The sequence below is a fragment of the Mesorhizobium sp. B2-4-7 genome (assembly GCF_006442685.1).
Classification (GTDB): Bacteria; Pseudomonadota; Alphaproteobacteria; order Rhizobiales; family Rhizobiaceae; genus Mesorhizobium.
Window position 1 is genome coordinate 1 of record NZ_VFVH01000015.1, and the last position, 25140, is coordinate 25140.

21 protein-coding genes are annotated in these 25140 nt (G+C 62.4%); 13 read left to right on the forward strand and 8 right to left on the reverse strand.

Going from position 1 to position 25140, the window contains the following annotated elements:
* The first annotated feature begins 525 nt into the window (after positions 1-525).
* Positions 526-2211 carry a GspE/PulE family protein gene (locus FJ946_RS28545; protein WP_181165437.1) on the forward strand — a complete coding sequence of 562 codons (1686 nt, stop codon included), beginning with the start codon at positions 526-528 and terminating at the stop codon, positions 2209-2211.
* Positions 2212-2285: 74 nt separating this feature from the next.
* Here FJ946_RS28545 and FJ946_RS28550 read toward each other — a convergent pair whose 3' ends face one another.
* From FJ946_RS28550 to FJ946_RS28565, 4 genes are read right to left on the reverse strand one after another with little or no spacing between them, the layout of a single operon-like run.
* Positions 2286-3011 (reverse strand): DUF3299 domain-containing protein, encoded by a 726-nt coding sequence (locus tag FJ946_RS28550; RefSeq protein WP_140558626.1) that lies wholly within the window; start codon positions 3009-3011, stop codon positions 2286-2288.
* Positions 3008-4264: an FtsX-like permease family protein gene (locus FJ946_RS28555; protein ID WP_210239486.1), complete on the reverse strand. Its 1257-nt coding sequence runs from the start codon at positions 4262-4264 to the stop codon at positions 3008-3010. Before FJ946_RS28555 ends, FJ946_RS28550 begins: the two co-directional genes overlap by 4 nt.
* On the reverse strand, positions 4261-4983 hold the full coding sequence (locus tag FJ946_RS28560; RefSeq protein WP_140500970.1) for an ATP-binding cassette domain-containing protein: 723 nt from the start codon (positions 4981-4983) through the stop codon (positions 4261-4263). The genes FJ946_RS28555 and FJ946_RS28560 overlap by 4 nt, the downstream gene beginning before the upstream one ends.
* Before the next feature lies 1 nt (position 4984).
* Complete coding sequence (locus FJ946_RS28565; RefSeq protein WP_140500972.1) at positions 4985-5566, reverse strand: DUF2796 domain-containing protein; 582 nt, start codon at positions 5564-5566, stop codon at positions 4985-4987.
* Positions 5567-6172: 606 nt separating this feature from the next.
* On the opposite strand from FJ946_RS28565, the gene FJ946_RS28570 reads away from it, so the two are divergent.
* Positions 6173-6397, forward strand: a complete 225-nt coding sequence (locus tag FJ946_RS28570; protein ID WP_140500975.1) for a hypothetical protein — start codon at positions 6173-6175, stop codon at positions 6395-6397.
* Positions 6398-6526: 129 nt separating this feature from the next.
* Here the strand turns inward: FJ946_RS28570 and FJ946_RS28575 are convergent, their stop codons facing one another.
* Entirely contained in the window at positions 6527-7336 is an 810-nt protein-coding gene (locus tag FJ946_RS28575; RefSeq protein WP_140500977.1) for an IclR family transcriptional regulator, read from the reverse strand.
* A gap of 211 nt (positions 7337-7547) precedes the next feature.
* Here FJ946_RS28575 and FJ946_RS28580 point away from each other — a divergent pair, with 211 nt between their 5' ends.
* The 6 genes from FJ946_RS28580 to FJ946_RS28605 all read left to right on the forward strand — a co-directional run bounded on the left by FJ946_RS28580 (position 7548) and on the right by FJ946_RS28605 (position 13937).
* Positions 7548-7838: a DUF1330 domain-containing protein gene (locus FJ946_RS28580; RefSeq protein WP_140500979.1), complete on the forward strand. Its 291-nt coding sequence runs from the start codon at positions 7548-7550 to the stop codon at positions 7836-7838.
* A gap of 213 nt (positions 7839-8051) precedes the next feature.
* Positions 8052-8597, forward strand: coding sequence for a TRAP transporter small permease (locus FJ946_RS28585; protein ID WP_181165438.1), 546 nt, complete (start codon positions 8052-8054; stop codon positions 8595-8597).
* Positions 8594-9871, forward strand: coding sequence for a TRAP transporter large permease subunit (locus FJ946_RS28590; RefSeq protein ID WP_140500983.1), 1278 nt, complete (start codon positions 8594-8596; stop codon positions 9869-9871). The genes FJ946_RS28585 and FJ946_RS28590 overlap by 4 nt, the downstream gene beginning before the upstream one ends.
* 381 nt (positions 9872-10252) lie before the next feature.
* Positions 10253-12397, forward strand: a complete 2145-nt coding sequence (gene gspD, locus FJ946_RS28595) for a type II secretion system secretin GspD (protein ID WP_224519202.1) — start codon at positions 10253-10255, stop codon at positions 12395-12397.
* A complete protein-coding gene (locus tag FJ946_RS28600; protein ID WP_140567733.1) occupies positions 12394-12954 on the forward strand; it encodes an A24 family peptidase in 561 nt (186 codons plus the stop codon). Before gspD ends, FJ946_RS28600 begins: the two co-directional genes overlap by 4 nt.
* Before the next feature lie 104 nt (positions 12955-13058).
* On the forward strand, positions 13059-13937 hold the full coding sequence (locus tag FJ946_RS28605; RefSeq protein ID WP_181167615.1) for a type II secretion system protein GspK: 879 nt from the start codon (positions 13059-13061) through the stop codon (positions 13935-13937).
* A gap of 85 nt (positions 13938-14022) precedes the next feature.
* On the opposite strand, the gene FJ946_RS28610 is transcribed toward FJ946_RS28605, so the two are convergent.
* The 3 genes from FJ946_RS28610 to FJ946_RS28620 form a co-directional block, all read right to left on the reverse strand.
* Complete coding sequence (locus tag FJ946_RS28610) at positions 14023-14769, reverse strand: SDR family oxidoreductase (protein WP_140525786.1); 747 nt, start codon at positions 14767-14769, stop codon at positions 14023-14025.
* Positions 14770-14809: 40 nt separating this feature from the next.
* Positions 14810-15937 (reverse strand): iron-containing alcohol dehydrogenase, encoded by a 1128-nt coding sequence (locus FJ946_RS28615; RefSeq protein WP_181167624.1) that lies wholly within the window; start codon positions 15935-15937, stop codon positions 14810-14812.
* A gap of 271 nt (positions 15938-16208) precedes the next feature.
* On the reverse strand, positions 16209-16685 hold the full coding sequence (locus FJ946_RS28620; RefSeq protein WP_140558614.1) for a hypothetical protein: 477 nt from the start codon (positions 16683-16685) through the stop codon (positions 16209-16211).
* Positions 16686-16990: 305 nt separating this feature from the next.
* On the opposite strand from FJ946_RS28620, the gene FJ946_RS28625 reads away from it, so the two are divergent.
* The 5 genes from FJ946_RS28625 (at position 16991) to FJ946_RS28645 (ending at position 25118) form a co-directional block, all read left to right on the forward strand.
* The gene (locus FJ946_RS28625; RefSeq protein ID WP_246673025.1) at positions 16991-17935 is read left to right on the forward strand and encodes a 2-hydroxyacid dehydrogenase; all 945 of its coding nucleotides are present in this window, start codon (positions 16991-16993) and stop codon (positions 17933-17935) included.
* A gap of 262 nt (positions 17936-18197) precedes the next feature.
* A complete protein-coding gene (locus tag FJ946_RS28630) occupies positions 18198-19169 on the forward strand; it encodes a cupin domain-containing protein (RefSeq protein ID WP_140500993.1) in 972 nt (323 codons plus the stop codon).
* Between the two features lie 306 nt (positions 19170-19475).
* On the forward strand, positions 19476-20474 hold the full coding sequence (locus FJ946_RS28635; protein ID WP_140525785.1) for a TRAP transporter substrate-binding protein: 999 nt from the start codon (positions 19476-19478) through the stop codon (positions 20472-20474).
* A gap of 222 nt (positions 20475-20696) precedes the next feature.
* Complete coding sequence (locus tag FJ946_RS28640) at positions 20697-22862, forward strand: hypothetical protein (protein WP_140567736.1); 2166 nt, start codon at positions 20697-20699, stop codon at positions 22860-22862.
* A gap of 75 nt (positions 22863-22937) precedes the next feature.
* Positions 22938-25118, forward strand: coding sequence for a hypothetical protein (locus FJ946_RS28645; RefSeq protein WP_140567739.1), 2181 nt, complete (start codon positions 22938-22940; stop codon positions 25116-25118).
* Positions 25119-25140: the final 22 nt, after the last annotated feature.

Sequence of the window (25140 nt, forward strand, 5' to 3'; positions counted from 1 at the left end):
ACAAGGACGGCACCATGATGCTGCTCGGCGACGCCAAGAAGATGACCGAGGAAATCGTCAAGGCCATGGATCACTGAGATTGATACGCCCGGCAAGGCGATGAAGCGGGAAGGGCTCCAGCCACTCCAAGCCTGCTCATTCCAACGCGGCGCAGTCTGCGGCCCTCGGCTACGATCGTCACGGTCGCATGGGTCATGACGATTTCCCACCAGCTGCTGGCGGGCGTGACGCTTGCCTTGGTCGAGTGGGGTTCCGCAATATTGGCGGCGATATGTGGGTGTAGCGAAAGATTCTCAATCGCTACCTCGTGTGGCACCCGGTTCACCGTCTGGTGGGAGTAGAAGGGCACGGGCTCTTGACACCCATACCGCACAGCCTTCTGGTCTGGCGCAGCTTTCCGGGGAACCGCCGGGTCCGGAATCGTACGTCAGGCAGACCGCTCTGCGGACTAAACCGACAGACGGATTCGGCATGCGCAAGCCGGCGTCCATTGTGCTCAAGGGTCAAGTGCGACAGGTACGTTCAATGAACCCACAGCTTACAGACTTACACTCGCTCTTGTCGTCCATGGCCGGTGCCGGACTGGCGAGCCGCGAGGCTACGCGGGGCCTTTTCGGTGAGAGCACGGCCTCGCGAGCCTCCGACCTGCACCGCCTGATCGAAGCGCAGATCGTCGACGCCGATGCCCTCGCAGGCTTCCTGTCGTCCTATTATGGCGTGCGGCTTCTCGACCGGCACCAACTCGCCGACTACAGGCCCGTCGCGCAGAATCTCTCAAACCGATTTCTTGTGGAGAACTGGATCGCGCCGCTCACGGCGCCTGACGGGAGCGCCGTCATAGGGGTTCTCCACCCTGGAGACGCAGACCCGATAGAGGCGCTGCGATCCGTTCTCGACGGTGACGTCGAGGTCTGCGTGGTTCCCGCACCCGACCTGGAATCCTGCTTGGAACGTCTTTCCGGCACCCAGGACGTTGCCCAGGCCACCGGCGAAGGAGCAACCTCCGAAGCGGCTATCGCAAGCCTGCGGGATCTCGCGAGCGGCGCGCCGGTTGTGGTTGTCGTCGACGACATCTTCCGGCGCGCGCTCGACCTGAGGGCAACCGACATCCACCTCGAACCGATGCGCGGACGGCTCGTGATGCGTTTCCGTATCGACGGCGTCTTGCGGATCATGCCTCCGCCGCCGCACGAAATGGGCGATGCGATCGTGTCGCGAATCAAGGTTCTCGCCGGCCTCGACATCACCGAGCGCCGCAAGCCTCAGGATGGTGCGATGCGCCTTCCCATCGGCGACCGCGAAGTCGAACTGCGCGTTGCCACCCTCTCCTCCATCCATGGCGAGACCGTCGTCATGCGCATCCTGCACCGCGACAGCGTCCTGCTCGATTTCGCGGGCGTGGGCCTGGATGACCAGGAACGGCAGACGCTGAACCGGCTCCTTGAGCACACCCACGGAATGATCGCCGTCGCCGGCCCGACCGGCAGCGGCAAGACGACGACGCTCGCCGCCGCGCTCTCGAAGCTAAACGATCCGGGCCGCAAGATCGTGACCATCGAGGATCCCGTCGAGTACCAGATCCCCGGCATCGTGCAGTCGCAGATCAACTCGGCGATCGGCATCACCTTCTCATCCGCGATCCGGACGTTCGTGCGACAGGACCCCGACGTGATCCTGGTCGGCGAGATACGCGACGGCGAGACGGCACGGGCCGCCGTCCAGGCAGCGCTCACCGGACACCTCGTTCTCACCACGGTCCACGCGAACACCGCGGCGGCGGCCTTCACCCGTATGCGCGACCTGGGTGTCGAGACCTATCTGCTGGTCGGCGCCGTACGCGGCATCATCTCCCAGCGCCTGTTGCGGCGGCTCTGCGATCACTGCAAGCAGGAAGGAATTCTTCCGGCCGAGACTTTCTCCTCCGACTCGCGTTACCAGGCCGTCGGGTTCTCCCAGGGCCAGAAAGTGTTCAGCGCAGTGGGCTGCGGCCGTTGCAACGGCACCGGGTATCGAGGCCGCATCGCCGTGTTCGAGATCCTGGTCCTCGAGGAGGCTATCATCGAGCTCGCTTCACAAGGAGCAGACCACTCCAGGATCGAAGCGCTCGCGCTGGAGCGGGGCATGAGCACGATGGCTCATGACGGTGCCAGGAAGGCAGGGCAAGGTCTCACCTCGCCGGCGGAGGTGCTCAGGGTCACCGGGTTTCGCTGAGCGCATCCATCCACGTCCGTGCCTGCCTCTGACCCGCGGACTGGCGGTTGGCATCGCCTCCGCAGGACTGGCCACTATTGCCCGCCACCTTCGCCTTGATAGGGCTCGATGCTTTCGCTCTCCAGGACGTAGCCCGAAGCAACTTCGCTTGAACCGTCCACAAAGGAGAGGTCTTTCCTTTCGGACTGCACGCGCATCGTGCCGGTTATCATCACGCCCTCGAACAGGGCCGCAGGCGCGTACGGAGCGGTGGATTTCAAGTAGATCACCTGGTTCGGCGGCGGTGGCGGCTCATGGATGCACGCACCGAAATAGGGGACCAGCAGGAACTCCGTCGTACCGTCCGGGTTAAAATCCAGGGGCAGCAGATAGCCGGCGATGGCTACCTGCGCCCCGTCCAACTTCTTCTCGGTGAGGGTTCCACGCCTCTCGATCTCCGTAGCCCAGGCGACGTATCGTTCGTAAAGCGCATCAAGATCGACGCCTTGCTTTGCAAGTTTCTCCCTGTCGGCGTCGACCCTTTTTTTGGCTTCGTCGCGCTGAAGGGCAAACTCTTCGCTCAACTCGCCCGACGGGTGACCTTTCCAGTATAGGACATTTCTCAGGGCCTCCTGCTGCTCAAAAGGAAGTTCGTCCGGGAAATTTGCCAGCGGTTCTGTCGGCGGGATCAGCATCTCCCATTTCAGCTGGGTTGCGGCCTCGCTGAATGCCGCGCCGCAGCCCGCGCCCAAAACGGCCAGGATGAGAGCGATGCAGCGCAACATCGACCTCGCGTTGCCGAGGAATCCGGAAGTCTTCATGTTCTCACCATCATGCCATCTGCGAGTGACATCCTGTAGGCGCGACAGGCCGGCAGGAACCCGGCGGCCATCCCGCCGATCAATATTGCCAATAACAACAGGGCATCGGTTGCGGATGGGGGCTGAATGCCGATGTCGATGCCGAACTGTCTGTCAACAAGCGGGCGGGCCACCACCAGGACCGCATAAAGTGCCGCCGTTCCTATTGCGATTCCCGCTACTGTCAGCAGTGTCGCCTCTCCGACAAGAAGTCCTGCAACCGTGCCGGGCTTTGCCCCCAGCGAGCGCAATATCGCGATCTCACGCCGTCGCTCGTTGAGCGTCGACAGGATCATTGCCGACAAGCCGAGCATCGAGGTCACCACGACCATCGCGGAGACGCCAAGCAATGCGGTCTCGGCGGTGGCGACCAGTCCCCACATCTCCTGCAAGGCGACCCCCGGCAGCACAGCCGAAAGAGGCTCGGCCCTGTACTCGTTCACGCCGCGCTGGAACCCGATGACTTGCAGGCGCGACTTCAAGCCGATGATCGCGGCGGTTACCGCCTTCGGAGCAATGGTCATCTGCCGCAGACGGTCGGCCGGTGTAACTTGTCCCGGGATCCGTGAACCGGACCGCCAGTCGACATGAATGGCCTCGATAGCCTTGAGACTGACATGGAGGGATTTGTCCACCGGCGTGCCGGTACGTGCCAGTATGCCGGACACGCGAAACGGGAGGTCGTCATGCTGCGGCCCAAGGGAGCCCGCACCGTGCGCGACAGTGATCTTGTCGCCGATGGAATAGCCAAGCCGGCTCGCAACATCCGAGCCGAGGACGACATCGAACAGGTCGTCAAAGGGTGCGCCTGCGGCAAACGTCAAGGCCTGGCCGCCGCGATATTGGAAGTGCTCGAAGTAATCCGGAGTCGTCCCGATGACGCGAAAGCCGCGATGGCTGTCGCCAAGTGAAAGCGGAATTGCCCAGGCTACCTGCGGGCGCGAAACGATGTCTTCGTAGCTGCGCCAGGTGACATTGTTGGTCGCGTTGCCAATGCGGAACACCGAGTAGAGAAGGAGCTGCATGGCACCCGATCGGGCGCCAATGACCAGATCCGCACCAGACACGGTCCCGGCAAAGCTGTCTCGCGCGCCACTGCGCACCTTCTCGACACCGAGCAGAAGCATGACGCTGACGGAGATCGAAAGGATCGTCAGCAACACCGTGATCCAGCGGTTGCGCAGCGATTGCAGAGTGAGACGTGCGACAATCATGCCCGGGCTCGGCTTTTCGACGTTGTAAGGATGTCGTTGAGCTGGATCGCCCGCGTGAAATGCTGCGCCAAGCGGCGGTCGTGACTGACCATGATCAGAGTTGCCTTTGTGGCCTCGATCTGGCCGAACAGCAGGTCGAGAAAATCCTGCTGCCGATCGTCGTCGAGAGCCGATGTAGGCTCGTCGGCGACAACAATATCGGGGGAGCCGATGAGCGCCCGCGCCGTCGCGACGCGTTGCTGCTGACCGACGCTCAGGGTGGCCGCCGTCTGCTGCCCGATATCCGCCGGAAGTCCCAGGGCCGACAAGAGGCGCCGGGCTTCGCTCTCCGCGCCTCCCGCGGCCGTTGCGCGGGCGCGACGTTCCGGCGCGAAGCTGAGCGGTAACAGCACATTGTCGATGACGGCGCCGTAGGGAAGAAGATTGAACATCTGAAAGATGATGCCAAAATGTTCCGCCCGAAACCGATCGCGCCCGCTGCCGCTCAATTCGTCAAGCCGTTGCCCGAGGACTTCCAAGCGCCCAGCTTGCGCCAACGCGATGCCTGTCAGCAAGCTGAGGAGCGTCGATTTTCCGCTACCGGATGCGCCAAGCAGCAGAAGACGCTCACCGCGGGAAACTTCGAACTCGCCGATTGAGAGGCAAAACGGGTCTCGCGCGTTCCACCTGTATTCGACGCCGTGCAAGCGCACGGCGTCCGTCGCGGCGTCCGCGTTCATCTCATCTCTCCAGATAGCGCGCCTCGCGGGACACCTCGAAAGCGGTCTGTCCATTGGCATCGACGACCGTCACGCCGAGTTTCCAGGATCCGGCGAAGCGATCGAAGAAGGGGAAGTCGAGCCACGCGGCCTGGGCAGTATCCGCGCAGGCGAGAGCATAAGTTGCTCGGAACTCGGTGTGATGGGTCCCGTGCTCTTCAGAACCCGCGGCCTCACCAGCCTCCGCGGTAGCAGGGTGGTCCTCATGTTCTTCCGCGACGACTTTGACGTCGGCGGAGGTGACGGTGCACCCTGCGGAGTCGGGCATCGCGAAGAGCTTCAAGGGTTCCTTAAGGTCGGCGAGCGCGGTCTCGACGGCGCTCTTCTGCTCCGCGGTTTCAGCTTCGTGCTCAAACCCGACAATATCCATGCCAGGGGCAGCGAGCTCCATCTCAACATTGTTGGCCTCGAAAGCGATCGCCAATGTCCCGTGTCCATGAACATGTGGTCCAAGCTCTCGACGATCTTCTTCTGCGTGCGCCGTCGAAATAACAATAAACATGCCAGCGGCAAACAACGTCCCGGTGTGGTGATGCAATCCCATCTCTGTCTCTCCAGATCGATATGGTCACTAGCCGCCATAACAAGTGTCGGCGCGTTGCGCGACCGCGAGAAGCGGCAGTTCAGCCATCCATTCAAGCTCGCGAAGGGCCGCGGATGTCGTAGTGTGAAGAGAGTTCTCTGGTGTCCGGGCGCGCCGCAGTCGCGACCCAGTCGATCGCGTAGAAGGTGAGCTCGGAAAGGACATGAACTGCCGCAGGCGCCGGCAGTGCGGCTCCCATGGAGCCGATGATGCATATGTCACAACGGCCCTGGGACTTGTCGTCGTGGTGCCCCGACGCGGGCCCTTCTCCGGATCCTGCGAGCGACCGCTCGAAGCTGGATAAGAGCAAGCCGTTTCTATGCGTCGGGCCATCGATGTGTCCGAAAGCAAATGCGATATGGAAGAGCATGCCAAGCAATGTCACCCAGGCTATCGCCTGAGATCGTCGCAGCCATTCCGGCACAGTGAGTTCGCTTGGTGTCATCCTGGAGGATGTCCTGGTTCAAGACATGTGAGGAGGCCTGCGGGGCGCGCCGCTGAAGGTCTTGAGATACTCGGCTTAGTTGATTCGTCGAGAGCGTCGTGTGCCCTGTGACGGTTGTAGCGGTGGGCGAAGGCATTGACGAAGGGCTGCCGCTTGTCGATCTGGTGCGGCAAGTCTCGCGGCAGGATCGAAGCGGCGATTTCGAGGTGTGCGTCTGGCTTTTTCTCTCGCTTCTTGCCAATGGCTGCTGGCACGTTGGCCTCCCAATCCGCGAGCATGTCTTCGAGGCATGCTTCAACGAGCTTGTTGTGGGCCCCTTTGGGCCTGCCTGCCGGGTTCCGGACTGACCTGGCTTGAACGGCCCCCAAGGCTGTTTCGGTGCTGTTGGATCAGCCATCTTCCTCAGCGTCGAATGATAGCGATGCCGTTAAAGCGGTACGTCGATGGTGGCGATGGACGCGGTGGCGCGCCCGGCGCTACACCATCCTGGACAATTCGCCACTGATCTGTTTCGCCGTTTGACGCACCAGCCTTGCGCAGAGCTCGTGGCGCCGAGCGTCGTGCCGGTACACCGGCATGCTGATGCTGACCGCTCCGATCGGTTCCCCCGAACGATTGAAGATCGGGCTGCCGAGACAGCGGATATCCGGTTCGTTCTCCTCGTCATCGAACGCGAACCCTTGCTCGCGCGTCCGCTTCAACTCATCGAACAGCGCTTCGGGTGTCGTGAACGTCTTGGCGGTATGGCGTCTCAGATCCAGGCTCTTGATGACTTCCAACAGCCGCTGGTCTGGCAGACCAGACAGCCACGCCTTACCCACGGATGTCGAGTGAAGTTCAACCTGGCCGCCAATGCTGGTTTTCATCTGAACCCTGCTGGAGCCCACCAACTTGTCTATGTAGACCATCCGGTTGTTGCTGGGCACCGCAAGGTGAACCGCCTCATCGGTTGCGTCGCGGAGCGAAACCAGAAAATCCCTGGCGATCGTCCGCAAGTCGGAGTCCTCCCAGGTCTTGGCAGCAAGCTGGAGGAGGCGCGGCCCCAAGCGGAACGTTCCACCCTCTCCCGACTGTGTGATGAGTCCCTCCGCCGTGAGCGCCGAAACGAGACGGTAGACCGTCCCCCGGGGAAATGGCGCGCACTTTGTCAGTTGGGCAATGTCCAAGGTTCCAGGGGCATCCGCGATGATCTGCAGCACCGTGATGAACTTCGAGAACGAGGCCGCTCCCTGCACGTGAGTAGAAGCTCTCTCATCGGCTTCGTCCTGGAGCTCACTTAGGCCCATGGCGCATCTCCTTGCAAGCTTGACAACGAAACATGGTGGTACTACACGCTTTTGGACAAGCTGTCCATATTGTAGTCAGCGTCGTAGTTTCGGTTCTAGCCGTGTGATCGAGGAGGATCAACGGCAAACGCACTTGTGGCGAATTTGAATGCATCGGGACGTCCGTATCTTCCGCGAGAGGGTATGGGAATTTCTGTGGGAGAGGAAGCAGATGACCAAAAAAGGATACTGGGTTGCAATGGTCGATATCGCGGACCATGAGGGCTATAAAGAATACATTGCCTTGAACAAGGCAGCATTCGACAAATACGGGGCGTCCTTCGTCGTTCGCGCGGGAACGAGCCAAGTCATGGAGGGCCCTCACGCGAACCGCCTGGCGGTCATCGAGTTCAGGGACTACGAGACCGCTCTCGCCTGCTACAACTCTCCAGAGTATCAGACGGCGATCAAGGCCCGCGAGAAGCATGCCAAGGCACATCTGGCCGTGGTGGAAGGTGTCTGACACCGGAAGCTCGCCCGGGACCTCCTACTGGTTGGAGGGATCGTTGGCTTTACCCCTGCGCTGTTCGACCGGATGAGCAGGACAGGCCTTCATCACGCGATTGGGTGTTTCTACCCCATCAGCATGCTGGAGGCTCCCTGCTCACGGTCTGCGGATTCTCGTCAGAGTGCCGCAAGGATCGATGCATGCGCGCACAACCTTTTGGGAGCAGTCATGACCACGCCGTTACAGTGGCTTTTCAAGGCTTTTGACGTCTTCGTCGTCGTCGGCATGGCCGTCATCAGCATCCTAATCTTTACAAATGTCGTGCTACGCTACGGCTTCAGCTCAGGCATTCCGTTTGCCGTTGAAGTCTCCCGTGTGGTCCTCGTCTGGATCATCTTTATGGGATCCGTGGTGGCCCTAGCCAAGGGCGCGCATCTCGGCGTCGACTCATTGGTGGTCCGGTTGCCTCGCAGGGCGCGCTTCGTCTGCTTTCTTGTTTCGTATGGCTTGATGCTTTGGTGCTGCTGGCTCCTGGCACAAGGCAGCTGGTCACTCACCGTGATCGAATGGGGCAACGTCCAAGCACTGTCGGGAATTCCCGTCGGGGCCATCTACGCCGCGGGTATTACCGCTGCCATCATGATGGCTCTGATCCTCCTTCTTGATCTGTGGCGCTCGCTGCGCGGCATCCTGCCCGCCCCGTGGTCGGGAGCAGAGATCGATGTGCCGCCACCGGCCGTGTCCCCCGCGCTAGTTTCGGAGAAAACACCGTGAGCGGCTTGGTCTTCATAGGTTCACTCCTCGGTGCAATGGGCATCGGGATTCCAATCGCCTTCGCCCTGATGCTGTCGGGCGTCGCGATGATGATGCTGATGGGAAATCTGGATGCACAGATTCTGGCGCAGAGGCTGGTCAATGGCGCTGACAGCTATCCGCTGATGGCGATCCCGTTCTTTCTCATTGCCGGCGAGCTCATGAACGCCGGCGGCCTCTCCCGCCGCATCGTGAACGTGGCCCTGGCGCTCTTCGGTCACATACGTGGCGGCCTCGGTTACGTGGTCATCGGCACGGGCTTGCTGATGGCCAGCCTCTCCGGATCGGCAATCGCGGATACGGCGACGCTTGCCGTCATGCTGATCCCTCTTATGCGCGATGCGGGCTACAGCATGAGTCGCGCCTCGGGCTTGATGGCGGCGACGGGCATCATTGCCCCCGTGATCCCGCCCTCTGTCGGATTCATCATCCTGGGCGTCACCGCAAACATTTCCATCGTCGGCTTATTCCTCGCCGGAATCGTGCCAGGGATCCTGATGGGGCTGAGCCTAGTGGTGACTTGGTGGATCGTCTCCAGAAAGGAAACGTCGGCGGTCCAGCCCAAACTCCCGCGCAGGGACATCCCGAAAGCCATTCTGACCGCCGGTTGGGCGTTGATGCTGCCGGTGATTATCCTGGTCGGACTGCGGTTCGGCATCTTCACCCCCACGGAGGCCGGCGTCGTTGCAGCCTTCTATGCACTGTTCGTGGGGCTGGTTGTTTATCGGGAGCTGACGCCGCGGCTGCTCTTTGACGCGCTGCTCGACGCCGGTCGAATGACGGCAGTAATCATGCTGCTGGTGGCAGCCTCCGTGGTCACCGGCTTCATGATGACGATCGCCAGTCTGCCCGCCCAGCTCGTTACTCTCCTCAGTCCTTTCATCGATATGCCGATCCTGCTGATGGCCATGATCGTTCTGGCGATCTTTGTCATCGGCATGGTGCTCGATTTCGCACCTTCGATCACCATACTGGTACCCATCCTCATGCCGCTCGTAACGGCGGCCGGGATCGACCCGATCTATTTTGGGGTCATGTTCATCATGACCGCCGCGGTCGGCATGATTACGCCCCCTGTCGGAACTGTCCTCAACACGGTGTGCGGAATCAGCAAAGTTTCAATGGGGTCGGCCCTGAGAGGTGTGTGGCCTTTCCTTCTGGCCGAGATGGTCCTCATCGTGCTGCTGGTTCTGTTCCCGGCATTGGTGACCGTGCCAGCGGGCTGGTTCCATTGAGAATCCCAACCGTGGAGGAGTTAGGCTGAACATTCGACGATGGCTTTGCCGCCCATGCGAGCAGGGCCTCAACGACGACGTCGGCGGGGCCCTGACGCGGGAGGAGTTGCAGCCGCTGGCGCAGGTCCATGTCGAATCGCGGCATAAGTTCGAGTTCTTCACCTACCTCGGGCTGACCGAGGTCGACGAGGTGTACGGTGTCCAAGCGGGAAGCAGAAAGCGTGCCTTGTGGTTTTCAAGCGTCATAGAACGGTACTTTCCCGAGGCGCCGGGCGTAGGCTTGGGTTGGGTGTGTAGGTGAGCGTAGGTCGGCAAGGCAGTGCCCCAAATGCCTGTTCCGTGTGGGTTCGCAGAGGCGCGGCGGCCTGCCTCTTGGCGGTAGTGGCCGCGTGTACCTCCACTGGTGATTATCTTGGAGACGTTGCCGCGCGGCCGGATGCCCTGGACAAGGTCGCGAACGCAGATTTGAGTGCGCGCAAACCTTCCGGCGGCGGTTTTCTGTCGAGGCTCGGCTTCGGCCGCACGCAGAACAACCGGCAGGGTGAAGTATACTACGGATACCAACAGCAGCTGACTGCCGGCGAGCGCAAGTCGCTCGAGCGGCTGAGCGGCGAAAAGTTCGAGGTCAACCTCGAGGAGGCCGAGATCAAAGTCGCGGCCCGCACGGTGCTGGGCGAGGTGCTGGGGATCAGCTACTCGCTCGACCCCAGAATCGCGGGCAAGGTATCGATCACGACGTCGAAGCCTACGCCGGCCGCGGAAATCCTCACCATGTTCGAGTCCGCGCTGCACAGCAGCGGCGTGGCCATGATGCGCGAAAGCGACCGTCTGCGGCTGATACCTGCGAACGAAGCGTTCGGAGCCGCCCAACTCGATCCGGGCACCACCATCCAGCCTGGCTACGCCGTCACGGTGTTTCCCCTGAAAAACGTTTCCGCCAGCACGATCCTGCCGCTGCTCGAAAACTTCGTCGCCCGTCCCGGCATGGTGCGCGAGGATCCCAGCCGCAACGCGCTGATCTTCCAGGGGACGGCGGCGGAGCGGACTGCGGCGATCGAAGCAGCGCGCTCTTTCGACCAGGACTGGCTGGCCGACCAGTCAGTCGGCATTTTCCCTGTCAACAATTCCAGCGCGGCCACCATGATGCCCGAGCTGACCCGCGTGCTCGACATCGGGGAGGGCGGTCGCGGACGCAACACGATCAGGGTCGAGCCGATCGAGCGCAGCAATGCGATTCTGGTGGTGGCGAAGACGCGCAACCAGTTGCAGCGCGCGGCGAGCTGGATCGAGCGGCTCGACCGGATCGACGCGTCTGCCTCCAATTTGCGGGTGTACAAGGTCCAGCACCTGGAGCCACGGCGCCTTGCATCGATGGTCAACGAAATATTCAACGGCGCCCCGGCATCGTCGGCTTCAGAAGACCCGGCCTCGCAGTTTCCGCCCGGCTCGCAGGCTGACGGCCAGAATCAGGGCGCAAACGGTTCGCAGGCGGCCACTGCGACGCCGGATCAGCGCATGGCGGATAGCCTGCCGGCCCCCGCTGGCGAAACCGACCAGCCTATCCCGGGCGGTGGTGGGTCGCAAAGCGGCGTGCGCATCGCCGCGAACCCCGAAAACAACACCATTCTCATCTACGGGCGGCCCGACCAGCAACGGCTGATCGAACAGGCGATCACCGCACTCGACCGGCCGCAAGAGCAGGTCGCTATCGAAGCGACGATAGCCGAGGTCACCCTGACCAACGAGCTGCGCTATGGCGTGCAGTTCTTCCTGAAATCCAATGATATCGGCGTGGGCGGCAACCACGGATCGGTCGGTCTGTTCCAGGAAGCCAGCAAGGCCGTGCTGTCGCGAACGCTTCCGGGCTTCAACCTGCTGCTTGGCCCCGACACCGAGCCGCGCGTTGTCATCGATGCGCTGCGCGGCGTTACCGAGGTCAAGGTGCTTTCCTCGCCCTCGGTGGTGGTGCTCGACAACAAACCCGCCTTGCTGCAGGTCGGTGATGAAATACCGATCGTCACCCGCACCGCGCAGTCCGTCACCGATCCCGAAGCGCCGGTCGTCAACAACGTCGAGTTCCGCGATACCGGCGTGATCCTGAAGGTTCTGCCCCGGATCACCGGGAACGGCACGATCAGCCTCGTCATCGAACAGGAGATCAGCTCGGTCCAGCGCAGCCAGGCCCAGTCCCTGACGCCGACCATATCGCAACGAAAGGTCAGCTCGACCGTATCGGTCACCAGCGGCCAGACCGTGATGCTCGGCGGACTGATCAGCGAACGCCAGCAGCGCGGCCGCGACGGTGTGCCGGTGCTTGGCGATCTGCCCGTCATCGGCGACGCCTTCCGGAGCAACCAGAACTCCGCGACGCGGACGGAGCTGATCATCCTGATCCGGCCTCAGGTCATGAAGGACGGCATGGATGCGCAACATGTGGCGGAGGAGATGCGGTCGCAATTGCGGCTGATGAACGAGCCATCCAGAAACGTGCCGCTTCGGCGGCCGGCCAAGACGATGATCGAATGAAGATTCTGAGGGCGCGGCGTCGGTCTACCGCCGCCGTCGCAGTCGCGCTCGCCGCCGCTACCGTGCCGGCTGTCATGGGAAGCCCCGCATTCGTCGTCGCTTCGGCGCTTGCGCTATGCCTTCTGGCCGCGGCAATCGCGGTCCATGATCTTGCGTCTTTGCTCATTCCTGACCGCTACACGGCCGGCATCTTGGTCGTCGCGCTCGCCGACTGGTGGTTCGAGGCGAGCGATTTCGCCGCGCTGGCCTGGCGCATCGGGCCGGGGGGCGTCCTGATGCTCCTGCTGTGTCTGTTCGACGTCACGTATGGGAGGCTGCGCGGCCGCGACGGCATAGGCTTCGGCGACATCAAGCTGATCGGTGTATCCACCGTCTTGGCCGGGCTGGCCGGCGTCGGCGCCCAGATCCTGCTTGCTTCGGTCGCGGCTTTCATCTTCAGCATCATCCGCGCGGTTCGCTTGCGCCGCCCGCTCCGTGCCGCGGCGCGCGTTCCGTTCGGAACGTTCCTCGCGCCGGCACTGGTCATCATCTGGGCGTGGCTGCCCGCCGCATGGTGAATCACATTGCTTGAGCCGGGGAGCGAAGTCTTGATTTCGACGCGATCGTGGCGTCACCTTTCGTGGCGAAGCATGGGGCCGAAATGGGTCTTGCGGCAGTGGGCATGAACTCGGCAACGACCCGGCGAGGTGCAATCCTCGTCAGCGTCCTGTGGATCATGATTTTTCTGGGATTCCTTGCCGTCATACTTCGCGTGCAGATGACCGGGGTCGTGGCCAGTGTGCGCGTCACGGAAGACAAGGCGTCGGCGCGCATTCTGGCGGAAGCCGGGCTGTCGCAGGCCGCGGCCGAGATCCGCGCTGGCCCGCCCGACAGTGTGGGCAAGCTGAGCGATCAGATTTCGTCCACGATCACCCTGCCGGCCGGGGTCGCTTCCATCTCTGCGAGAAATGAAGCATTGCGGATCGATCTCAACACCGCCGAGCGGCCGCTGATCGTTGGCGCGTTGCGAGCCGCCGGCGCCGCTCCCGGAACCGCGGAGGATCTGGCGACAAAGATCATCGGCCACCGCGCCCGGCCGACTCCGGCGAACGGACAGCCGGCCGGTTCCGCTCCGCAGCAGGCTGGAAACGACACAAAGCTGTTTCAGACGGTCTCCGAATTGGCCGCCTTCCCGGGAATAACGCCCGACATGGCCATCGCCATCGAACCCTATGTCACCGTCTCCTCCGGATTGGCCGGCGTTCGCCTGGAAGCGCTCGATGATGGGCTGCTGGGCGACATTCCTGGCCTGCCGCCGTCGGTGCGAAAGGCGATCAAGGATTTCCACGCCGGCCGTCTGTCGCGCGAGCAACTCGATCAGTCGCTGGCGGGGGTGACCTTCAACACACTGAAGCCGGCACCGAGCTGGCGCGTCGATCTCAGGACGACCCTGCGGTCCGGCTACAGCGAATCTTTCGAGGCATTGATACTTGTATCGAACGCGGACGAGGCACCTTACAGAGTGCTTGACTGGCGTCGCGCGGCAATTGAGCTGGAATGAATGCCCGTGGATGGGGCGCGACTGGTCTCAGCAGGAGTGCCAGGCCAGCCTGGCACTCCCAGCGGAATATCCCGACCGCGGAGCATCAGAGCCCCCCGGACACCGTGATCAGGGTGCCTGTCATGAACCCCGCGCCAGGAGACGCAAGCATCAGGGCCGCGCGCGCGATGTCTTCAGGCTCCGCGATGCGCCCCATGGGGGTTGCCGCCGCAATCCTGGCTGGTCGCTCGGGGTTTCCGCCTTGTGTGTGTATCCGCGTGTTGGTGGTCCCGACACGTATGGCATTCACACGGATGCCCTCCGGCGCCAGTTCTTTCCCCGCGCCGATGGAGATGGATTCCACTGCACCCTTGCTTGCGGCATAATGCACATATTCGTTCGGGCTGCCGAGGAAGGCGGCGAGCGAAGACATGTTGATAATCGTCCCGCCTCTGCCGCCCTTGCGGTTGGACATGCGTTTCGCGGCTTCCTGTATACAGTACATGACGGCGAAGACGTTGGTCCTGAAGGTGTTTTCCAGCACCGCGGGCTGCAACTCATCGATTCTGCAGGCTTTCCCAATGATCCCGGCATTATTGACCAGGCAGGTCACTCGCCCCAGTGCATCGTCGCAGGCACTGAACAGGGCCTCGATGTCCTCCCTCTTGCCCACGTCTCCCTGTACCGCGATGGCGCGGGCGCCTGCGGCGTTGCAGTGCTCAACGACTTCGGATGCAGCGGCAGCATCCGAAAGATAGTTTATGCAAACATCGTAGCCTTCAACGGCGAACAGCCGCGCCGTTGCGGCACCGATGCCGTGGCTTGCGCCCGTTACGATCACGATCGGTCTCACGGAATTACCTCCTCGCTCCTCCTTTGAGGGCATTCGCAGCCTAGAAAACGGTCTCAAGGATCGCGGCGTAGTCTTCCTTGGTCAGCGAACGTGGATTTGTGGGATGGCTGTGGTCTGCAATGGCTCGCTCACACACCCAATCGATGACGTGCCGGGGCACCCCCAGTTCGGACAATCTGGGCGTAATGCCAAGACTACGGTTCAACCCGTCCAGTGCATCTGCGAGCGTTGTATGTTCAAGTCCCGCCAGGCGCTCGAGGTAGTCGACCTTCTGAGCCACGGCTTCAACTTCCACGTTCCACCGAAGGACGGTCGGCATCAGGATGGCGTTGAGCGTCCCATGATGGAGCTTAGCCTCCTTGAGACCGCCCAATGCATGGCTAAGCGCATGGACGGCGCCAAGCCCCTTCTGAAACGTCATGCCCCCTTCGAGGGCACCCATCATGAGTTCGGTCCGCGCCTCCGCGTTCGCGCCGTCTGCGTAGGCGACAGGCAAAGCCTTCCAGATCCGTTGGAAGCCGTCGGTGGCAATTGCCTCGGCAGGCGGATTATAGCGGGGGGAAAGGTACGTCTCGATACAATGCGACAGTGCGTCGAGCCCTGTCGAGGCCGTCAGAGCCGGGGGGAGCCCCATCGTCAACCCCGGGTCACAGATCGCCCTGCGCGGGATGAGGTGCGGGCTGATAAATCCGAGCTTCCGGCCGTCATCCAGTGTGATCAGTGCCGCGCGTCCAACTTCGGACCCCGTACCCGCCGTTGTCGGGATGGCCACAAGCGGCGCTACCGCGCCGGTGATGCGTGCCAGCCCGCCCAGGATCGCTGCATAACGCTCAAGTTCACCATCGTGCGTGGCAAGCAGCGCCACGCCCTTTGCCAGGTCGATCGGAGAGCCTCCGCCAATCGCCACTACCCCATCGCAGCCGCCTTGCCTGTATAGCGCGAGACCGGCAGCAACTGCGCTCTCAGTCGGGTTGGAGGGAACGTCCAGGAAGATCGGCGCTGTTCTCAGGAACTCGAATACCGGACGCTCAAGCAAACCAGCGGATTTGATGCCGTGATCGCTGATCACCAAAGGGCGGGACACGCCGAGTTCGCCCAAAATTTCCGCCAGTGACTCGGCCGCTCCAAGCCCGAAATTGATATTTGTAAGGTAGTTTATGTTGTTCACGCTGCCACTCTCCTTGACATTCCGCACATGCATCGCTGCAGCCACCGCCTGGCATTCGGCACATTCGTGCAGCCGGTGAATGCGAACGCGCGACCTTTTTGGAATCGCTTCGTCCATAATATGGACAATATGCCCAAGCATTGGGTGGAACTGCACACTTGTCAAGCTCCCCCTTTTGGTTGCGGCGTTCCCGCCGCCTGTCGGTAGCTAATCAAGTTGTCCGGTTTGGTAGCACATGATCTGTCCGCTTCTGTTATGGCGTCGAAGCGGTTCACGCGGCTTGCCTGATGGGGCAAGTGTCTTCGATTGCGGCGCCGTCAGAGCTGTAGCGAGCAATGCGGCGCGGCCCGTGAAAGATCGCGAGGGTTCCATCCGGGTAGTGCCTGACCTTGACGGTGGCTTTGACGAAGTGATGCCGGATCGGGCTCTGCGGCAGCTGCAATCGCAGCCGCGCGAAGGCGACCGTGTTGTCGCGGGCAACGACGCGCTCCTCCTCGATGCACAGGATCTGGGCCAGTTGTTGCGGGTCTGCGGCGACAAAGGCGCTGTCCTCGACCGCGGCCGGCCTGGCGAAGCGGGCATTGTGAGCTGGTAGGTAGGTCTGTGCGATGAACCGGTTGGCGGCCTCGATGTCGGCAATTCCGGCCAGCGCCAGCTCCCTCGGCAGCCGATCCTGCAAGGTGGAGAACATCCGCTCCGAGCGGCCTCGCGCTTCAGGGGAATAGGCTGGAATATGTTCGATACCCAACTCATCTGCTTACGACACGGCGTTCCCGCCGCCTTGACAAAGAGGTCGCGGGCTCCTATCAAAGTTTGGGCAGATTGACCACAGTATGGTCACATCGATGGCGACCTTGGAGGACGTGGTACAGGAACCGCTGACATGCCGATTGCGCTGGAGAAACTGGCCAGCCGCCGCGAACTCGAAGCCAAAATCAAGTCCGCGGCTCACTATCGGCGCATTGCGCAATCCAAAGGCCTCCCGTGCGAAAACCCTGATTCACCTGCGGCCATTCGTGCCGGCAGTGACACCCCGAACCGGAAGGAAAGCCTTTGTCGAAACCCGCCGCCACCGTGTTGATACCAGGCTGGATGCACGAGCATGCCCGCTGCATGCTCGGAACGCATTTCAGCCTGGTCGAAACCCCTGACTGTGACATTCACGCCCGTTTGTCCCCGGAGGTGCGGGCGTCAATTCGTGGCGTGGCCTGTCGCGCCAGAATCGATCGGCAGTTCATAGACGCCCTTCCCAACCTTGAGATCATCGCCAGCTACGGCGTCGGCTACGACGCGGTGGATGCTGCCTACGCACGAAGCAAGAATATCGTCGTCACGAACACCCCTGATGTCCTGAACGAGGAGGTCGCCGATCTCACGTTGGGGCTCCTTATCAGCGTCGTGCGCGAGATACCCAAGGCGGCAGCCTTCGTTCGCGGGGGCCACTGGAAAGCATCGGACTACCCGCTTAGCCGTCTGACACTGCGGAACCGCAGGGTCGGCATCTACGGAATGGGGCGGATCGGTCGCTGCATCGCCCGACGAGTTGAAGCGTTTGGGCTTCCTGTTGCCTATCACAGCCGGCGCCCGGCGGAGGGGGTTGCGTACGACTACTTTCCTTCACTGCTGGAACTTGCCAGTGCCGTCGATGTGCTCATCTCCATCGTGCCGGGCGACCCGTCGACCGCAAACAGCGTGAATGCCGAGGTGCTGTCCGCCCTCGGGCCCGAGGGCGTGTTCATCAATGTAGGCCGCGGAACCGTCGTGGACGAGGATGCACTGATCGGCGCCCTGCGCACGGGAGCCATTGCGGCGGCCGGCCTCGACGTGCTCGCGGATGAACCCAATGTCTCCGAAGACCTGCTGGCGCTCGATAACCTGACGATCCTGCCGCATATCGGGTCCGCGTCGGTCAGTACGCGCACCGCAATGGCGGACCTCGTGGCCCAGAACGTGATCGCCTGGTTCCAGAGTGGAGCGGCGATCACACCCGTACCCTAGACAGCCTCCGATCAGCCGCCGAGGCCTCCTGCACTGTCAGCGGACGTTATGATCCATGCACGTTAACCCAACAGGCAAGCATCCGATCGACAGGCCCTGAAGCGCCGCGGTGAGGCGTTGACAACCCATTAATAGTCTGCCCAATATGCATTGTTGGACATCGCGTCCACATTGTGGATTTTTCTGATCGGTCGATGCTTGGGGTTTCGGTCAGATTCGCGGTGTCACCATCGGTCAAGCAGAAAACGGAGGAGTGACTCTCATGAACCTATGGAAAGGCGGATTGGCCGTGGTGGCCGCGCTGGCGATCGGGGCGGTATCGTCCACCGCGGCGCTCGCACAGACGGTGTTCACCTGGACGCCAAAGCCGGTGGCGCTGGCACCATACAAGGCCCCGAACAAGCCGCACACGACGATAGCCGACGTGCGCGCCAAGATTTCTCCCGCCAATCAGTCCAAGACTTGGCACCAGGAGATCGTCAGCGACGCGCACCTGCGGGCTTCATGGGTTCAGTTGGCGGTCGGTGATCAGTCGCCGGCCATGTTCATATCGGATACCCGCGCGGCCTTCATTGTCTGGGAAGGTTCGGTCGAGTTCACGATCGGGAGCGAGGCGCCGTTTACGGCCACCAAAGGCTTTATGGTCCAGGTCCCCGCGCGCACGCAGTTCCAGATGAAGAACGTCGGCGCGGTGCCGTCCTTGCACTTCGAGGTCTTCACCGCGGACGCCAAGATCACTTACCCGCAGGCGGCGGCAACCTTGCCTAAGCCGCAGCCGGGGATGACCTGGGCGTTGACGCGACAGGATCCGGGTGCAGAAGCCCTTGGGACAGGCAATTCTACTTTCAGGGATTTCCTTGCTTCGCCCTCGGGCGGCGCATTCGTAACCGCCCCTGGCTTGTTCGTTAACGCCATCCGCGGCCAGGCGTTCAACTGCAATATGCAGTCCCCCACGGCGCTCGGACACAGGCACATCAACTATGGTGAATTCTGGTTCATCATGGAAGGTCAGATCCAATACAACCTCGAAGGCCTGCCGGGCTTCGTCTCGGAGGCCGGCGACATTGTCTATGTCCCGGCCGGCCGGTGGCACTCGGCGGCGAACTATTGTCCGGGGAGTGACACGCGGATTGCCATCAATCCCTTCCCGACCGGTACGCATAACTGGCCGCCGACTGCCAGCCAGCCCAACCCACCGATGCCCCCGATCTCGGGCAAGGGATGGCTTGATTGATGTTGCCGGTGGCCCGTCCTCATCGTGAGGGCGGGCCGTTGGTCTGACCTGACTTTGGCGCGGGGGAGCATCGGCCGGGGTGTATTCGGGGGGCGCGTTCATCGTGGCCGCAGAAATTGATCACACCGCCCGTCGGAGGCTCGTCGGCGCCGTAGCAGAAGCGGCGTACCGTCCGCTTCAGCAGCCAGGGACGCCATATCGTTAGTCTTGGCCGAATAGGCCATTCTCGTACCGCCGGTCCTGTTCCTTAGTGGTTGCAGTTCCTGCATTCTGGTTCCTTTGAACCAATTCTTGGGAGGTTGAACTATGAAGAAAGTATTGTTTCTGACTGCGGCGCTGCTGGGAGGGCTCTTGGCCGCCGCTCCGGCCATGGCTCAGAACCCGCGCCTGGGCTACGTGCCTACGGAAGACCATCCGGTCGGACAGGCTTCGCGCTATTTTGCGAAGCTGGTGGAAGAGAAGACGGGCGGGCGCATCAAGATCGACACGTTCGGAAATGGCGTGCTCGGCAGCGAGCCCGAGATGCAGGCGTCGGTTCAGGCCGGCTTCATCGATATCATGGTTGGCCCCACGCCCAACCTGGTCGGCGTCGTTCCGCAATTCATGATCTACGATCTTCCGTTTTTCTACAAGGACTTCGCCGCGGTCGATGCCGTCATGGACGGCGCGGTCGGCGAGCAGCTGTTTGCACAGCTGAAGGAAAAGACCGGCATCGTCGGTCTGGCGTGGTGGGACAACGGCTTCCGCCACATGACCAACAAGGTTCGTCCCGTCAAAACGGTGGACGATATGGCAGGGATCAACATCCGCGTCATACCCAACCCGTTGTTCATTGCGACCTGGACGGCTTTGGGAACCAATCCGACGCCGCTTCCTTGGCCTGAGCTGTACAGCGCGCTCGAAAATGGCGCCGTCGATGCCCAGGAGACGCCGTACGCTCTTATCTACACCGCAAGGTTCTATGAGGTGCAGAAGTATCTGACCAAGACGGGCCATGTCTATACGCCGTTTGTTCTTCTCGCGAGCCAGAAATGGTTTGGAAGCCTCTCCGAGGAGGACAAGGCAGCCGTCATGGAAGCTGCGAAGGAATCGGCAGCCTTCCAACGGGATCTTTCTCGCAAGGAGGCAGGGAAATTGGAGGCGGAGCTCGCGGCGAAGGGCTTCGAGATTTCCCAACCCACGCCTGAAGCGCTCGCAGCCATGACCGAACGCGTTGCGCCTGTCGTGAAAGAGTACAGCGAAAAGATCGGCGTCGATCTGGTCGAGCAGGCGCGCGCCGCTATGGCGGCAGTTGCCAAGCCATAGAGGTCTTATGGCGCCGGAGCCAGGTTCGCCTGCTCCGGCGTCCATTTGCAGAAGCATCGTGCGTCCGAGTCAGTTTGAAGCCGCAAGCAGTGTGCGCGGCTTACGACACGTCGCAGACGCCAAGGTTCAACAAATTGACGATGCCCCCGCGCTCCAATCCGGCTTCCGGCATCCGGGCGCGACCGGCATCGACATCTCTCACTCTAGTTGGGGATAATCAAAATGAAGAAGACGGCACTACTCTCATCCAAACGTTTCGCTTCGACACTTCTGGCCGCGACGGCGATGGCGCTGGTGTCTGCGCCGGCCTGGGCCGACGACAACTTCGCTAACGTCTCGCAGACGGGCAGCGGCAACACTGGCATGGTGGTCCAGGGTCCCGGCGACGAGAACGAAGTCGGCACCGCGACCGACGCGGCCAGCCAGAACGGCTCGGGTAACAACCTCGATGTCGGGCAGGCCGGCAACCGCAACCAGGTGGGTACCCGCGGCACCGGCCTCGACCAGACAGGCGACGGCAATGTGCTGGTCATCGACCAGCTTTCCGACGGCAACCGCGTCAACCAGATCAACCAGAGCAGCGCAAGCGGCTCGGGGAGGCTCAACAGCGCGACCGTCACCCAGCAGACCGCTTCGGGCGAGCCTGTGGATGGGCTCTCCACCGTCACCGGCATCGCACAGACGCATGTCTCGGGTGCTGCCAACACTGTGGCGATCACCCAGACCAGCGAAGGCGCCGGCGGCAACATCATCGGCACCGGCAACGCTGACTCCGTCAGCGGCGGGGTGACGCAGACCGGCGGCGGCAACGACGCCAACCTGAGCCAGACCGGGGCAGGCAACCGCATCGGCGCCTCGCTCCAGAACGGCCAGGGCAATGCGACGGCCATGAGCCAGGACGGCGACGGCAACGCGATCGACGGATCGCAGGTCGGCGATGGCAACACCGCGGAAGCGTCGCAGGTCGGCAACTCGAACGGCACGACCGGCTTCGGCACCTTTGTCAGCACCTCGTCCTCGGTGACGCAAGGCTTGATCAAGCAGGAAGGCAACGGCAACAGCCTGCTGCTCGACATCCTCGGTGACGGCAACCAGTTCGGCATCGACCAGTCCGGCTCGGGGAACGACGCGGTGGCTCGGGCGACCGGCAACGCCAACGAGTTCGCGGTGGGCCAGACGGGCGACGCGAATATCGGTCGGATCGCGATCGGAGACCGGGATGGCGCCAGCAACGAGAACCTGGTGGTTCTGAACCAGGACACCGGCTCCTCGTTCGGCAATGAAGCCGAGATCCTGGTCGACGGAAACGGCAATACGGTGTCGGTCGATCAGCTCGGCGCGATCGGCTACAATGAGGCGGCCGTCGACGTCCAGGGCGACGACAACGACCTGGCTGTCGACCAGAACGGCAGCAATCAGAGCGACGTGTACGTCGTCGGAAACGCCAACGACGCAACGCTGGACCAGGACGGCGCCGTCAACAGCGCGCTGCTCGAGATCATCGGGGACGACAACGAGTTCGACGTTGACCAGTCCGGCGATTACAACGAGGCGACGGCGCGGGCGACCGGCAACGCCAACGACGTCACGATGAGCCAGACGGGAGGCACCAATATCGGCCAGATCCTGGTCGGCGACCGGAACGGCGGCAGCGACGACAATGTCGTGGCTCTGAACCAGGACAGCGGCGCCTCGTTCGGCAATCAAGCCGAGATTCTCGTCGATGGAAACACCAACACGATTTCCGTCGACCAGCTCGGCGTGACCAGTCTCGATTACGGCAACAACGTGCTCGCCGACGTCTTCGGCGACACGAACCACGTCGCGGTCGACCAGGTCGGCAGGAACGAGGGCTTGGTGTCGGTGGTCGGAAACCTCAACACCGCATCGCTCGACCAGACCGGCGACTCCAACAACGGGCAGATCGAGATCCTCGGAGACAGCAACGAGCTGGCGGTGGTCCAGTCCGGCACGTTGAACGATGCGCTGGGCCTGGCGACCGGCAATGGCAACGAAGCGCTGATCAGCCAGGTTGGCAGCTTCAACACGGCCCTCATCACCTTCCAGGGTGACACGAACGGCGCGAACGGCTTGACTGGCGCTGCGGGAGCTCTGGCCGGCAGTTCGGGCGGCCTCCTCGTGGCGGGCAGGGCTCTTCAGGACTCGTCCTCGGCCCTGACGGGGAACAGCCTGACCTATGAGGCCATCGGCAATCTGAACCAGTTCGCCTTTGCTCAGATCGGTGGCGGCAACTCCATCACCGGCCTCGTCGGCAACGCCGGTGCATCCGATGGAAACCAGGTCGCCGTGTTGCAGAACGGGTCGAACAACGTGACGTCGTTCACCCAGAACGGTGGCGGCTCGAACAGCCTCTCAGTCTCGCAGTAAGCACTATCGGCCGGGCGGGAAGCCGCCCGGCCGCCGTCTTCGAGCAACATTCAACCGCGTGACAGGGGTTACACGATGACATTCAAGCTGACACTTGCGACCACCACGGCGGTCGGACTTCTCATGGGGGCGGCACTCGCAGGCGAGAACGAGGCCTATATCGACCAGATCGGCGACGGTAACTCGGCCTCCATAGTCCAGGGCCAGTCGAACGGTTCAGCCGTCGGCAACAGAGCCGGACACACGACGCAGCGAATCCGGCAGGACGGCACCGACAACGAGCTGATCATCAACCAGACGCATGACTCGAACGTGAACAGCCCGCCGCGCAACCAGATCAACCGGGCAGGAGCGCCGGGCGACCAGGCGGGTCTTGGCATCGACCAGATCGGAAACTCCAACTATCTGCGAATCGATCAGACGGGTGCCAACCAGGCCGTCTTCGAGGTGCAGCAGAATGGCGGCACGTCTGCGACGACCTCTTCCAACAACGCAACGATCACCCAGAACGGCGGCTGGTCGGCACGCGTCTCCAACTTGCGGCAGACCTTCACCGGCGGCGCCGCGGACGGTTCCAACGACGTCACCATCACCCAGACCGGCCAGTCTTCGCGCGTGGGCAACACCAGCAGCGGCCCGCGCAATGACGGCAGTGGCGCACACCAGACCGGCTTCGGCAACCAGCTGACCGTCAACCAGACTGGCAATTCCCAGCTCGTCTACACGGCGACGCAGATCAACAGCGCCTCGAGCGGCGGCACGAACGTCGCGTCGGTGACCCAGGGCGGCGGCAATGGCAACCAGATTCGCGAGCTGAGCCAGACCAACACCGGCACCCTGGACAACACCGCGAGGCTGACCTTCTCGGGTGCCGGCAACGGGGTGACGTCCGGCGTCTTCACCGGGGTGGCGCTGGGCGTGGGGATCTCCCAGTCGCGCATTCGCCAGACCGGGGAAGGCAACGACCTGAGCTATGTCGCGACCGGCGACGGCAACCTGTTCGGCTTCGTCCAGGACGGGCTGGGTAACCGGATCGTCGGCACTGTGGACGGAAATGCCAATCAGGTCGCGGTATCGCAGGAAGGCGACGTCAACAGCGCCGAACTCGAGATCCGCGGAGACAGCAACCAGTTCGGCATTGCCCAGATTGGCGAGGCAAACGAGGCGCTGGCGTTTGCGAACGGCAACTCCAACGAACTTACACTGAGCCAGATCGGAATCGCCAATCTCGGCGAGGTCCTGATCGGATCCCGGACCGCCGGCAGCAGCGACGACAATGCGGTGGTCCTGAACCAGGACAGCCTCGCTTCGTTCGGCAATGTCGGCGAGATCGACGTCGACGGGAACGCCAACACGATTTCGCTCGACCAGCTGGGCGTGATCGGCAGCAACTACGGGACCGTCGACATTCTCGGCGACGAGAACGCCGTGGCGGTGGACCAGGACGGCAGCAATACGGGCGAGGTGTTCGTCACCGGAAACCTCAACGTCGTTTCGCTCGACCAGGAAGCCATCTCCTCCTTCGGTAATGAAGCCGGGATCCGCGTCGATGGAAACAGCAACAACCTTGTCGTCGATCAACTCGGCGCGGCCGGCTCCAACGAAGCGACAGTCGACATCCAGGGCGACCAGAACGACGTGGCGGTCGACCAGGAGGGCAGCAATACGGGCGGGATGGTCGTCACCGGAAACCTCAACGGCGCAACGCTCGCCCAGGACGGCGCCATCAACAGCGCGCTCATCGAGATCTACGGGGACGGCAACCAGTTCGACGTCGATCAGGACGGCACCTTCAACGACGCGGTGGCGCTGGCGAACGGCAATGCCAACGAGGTCACGCTGAGTCAGACAGGAGACGTGAATACCGGCTCTGTCGACATCTTCGGCGACCAGAACGATGTAGCGATCGACCAGAACGGCAGCTTCAATACGGTCAGCATGACCTTCCAGGGGGACTCGAACGGCAGTGGCAGCCTGACCGGCGCCGCGGGATTGCTGGTCAGCACGTCTGGCGGTCAACTCGTGGCGGGCAGGGCGCTTCAGGACTCGTCCTCGGCGCTGTCGGGCAACAGCCTGACCTATGACATCGTCGGCAATCTGAACGAGTTCGCCTTCGCCCAGATCGGCGGCGGCAACACGATCGACGGGTCGGTCATGGGAACCGGCAACGAGGTCGCGATCGTCCAGGCGGGGAACAGCAACTATGCATCGTTCAGCCAGATCGGCAGCTCAAACAGCATCGGCGTCTCGCAGTAGGGTTGCCAGGCCGCCCCGCCAG